Origin of the sequence: Okeania sp. SIO1H4, from assembly GCF_010672695.1 — a bacterium.
Lineage (GTDB): Bacteria > Cyanobacteriota > Cyanobacteriia > Cyanobacteriales > Microcoleaceae > Okeania > Okeania hirsuta.
This window is the reverse complement of record NZ_JAAHGB010000178.1, coordinates 1-1,335: the sequence shown is the minus strand read 5'-3', so window position 1 is coordinate 1,335 and position 1,335 is coordinate 1. Positions and strand designations below refer to the sequence as shown.

Below are 1,335 nucleotides of genomic sequence, written 5' to 3'. Positions count from 1 at the left end.
AAATTTTGGTATTTTTGACAGTGATTTGAGAAGCGATAGACTGCCAGTCCGCAACGCGATCGCATATTCTCCATTTGAAATTTTATTTTTGGTCATTTGTCAAAAAAATTAGATGCGTTTTCCCTGGAAAGTAAACAGGGAGTTTGACTTTTTGCTCAAGTCAAGTTGCGATCGCTTCTGAGCTGTGGTGAAATTTACTCAGGACTTACCTAACTACCAAATATAGTAGGGGTTAACGGCCGCCCGCCCCTACAAATGGTGTATAGTTTCGTATGCCTCCGTAAGTCTTGTTACTATCTATAAGTCAAGGAACAGACAACAGTGAGAAAAATATTTCCCTCTATATCCTCAGCATCTTTCTCAATCCCCCCATCTCCTTATCTCCCCATCTCCCCACACTCTATCTACCATTACTATGCACTAGCACCAAATGATGGACCTGGCCTTTTTTTTTGCCTCTAGTCTCTCCCTTTCAGTAGACTGAGGATATACAGATGGAGAAAGTCCTATGAAAAAATCATCAAAATCTAAAGGTCGTCTAGTTTGGAATCATTCCACTCATATTGAAGGGTTGATTCCTATTTTAGAGAAACTAACTCAACGTCAGGGTATTGAAACTGTGACTCCAGGAGTCATCAGCAGATCCAAAAGTCATATTCCCCACATGAAGTTAAAAGTTTCAGTGCCTATTCGAGGTGGTTTTAAACTTATTGCTAGACAAGGAAAGACAGTTCAAGAAGTGTTTATGTTGACAAGTTTAACTCAAGAAGATTTAGAAGAGGCGATCGCTTATGTTTTAGCTAAATAATTTGGCGTTGCTGAAGCTTGTGTATGATATTAATCTTAATTCTTTAGGAGTCAACCCACCCCTAACCCCTCCCAGGAGGGGAATTCAGGAGGACTGAGTCAGGAGAGAAGAAAGAATAAGAAACAGGAGTAGAAGTCGCGGAGCGTGGAACGGAGTTCTATCGCGCTCCTATCTGGACATGATATCATACCTCAAATCACCAATGCCAATAATCTATGCTTTTGCCGACCTCTGAACCACATTGTCACAACAAAAATCTTGTAGGGGCGTTAGCAAATGGCCATTTGCTAACGCAAAGCTCCGCTAACGCCCCTACTATGGTCTACCGAAATGAAAACCGCTGTAAATACCTATTCAGTGCTTTATTCTCCTCTATCCAAATGCCATAATTTTATTTTTAAATTGGACTTTGGACAAAAAGTAACTAACAGTTAGCGTAATAATTACGCTAATCAAACAGGATAATACCGCTCTATCTCCAGTGAATTTAATCACTGAAAAAAGGCATTGAAGAAGGAGACAGGAGA

1 protein-coding gene is annotated in these 1,335 nt (G+C 40.2%); it reads left to right on the top strand.

Translation table 11 applies throughout. From position 1 onward, the window contains the following. Positions 1-508 precede the first annotated feature (508 nt). Complete coding sequence (locus F6K06_RS33520) at positions 509-808, top strand: DUF2103 domain-containing protein (protein WP_287245585.1); 300 nt, start codon at positions 509-511, stop codon at positions 806-808. The last annotated feature ends 527 nt before the right edge of the window (positions 809-1,335 follow it).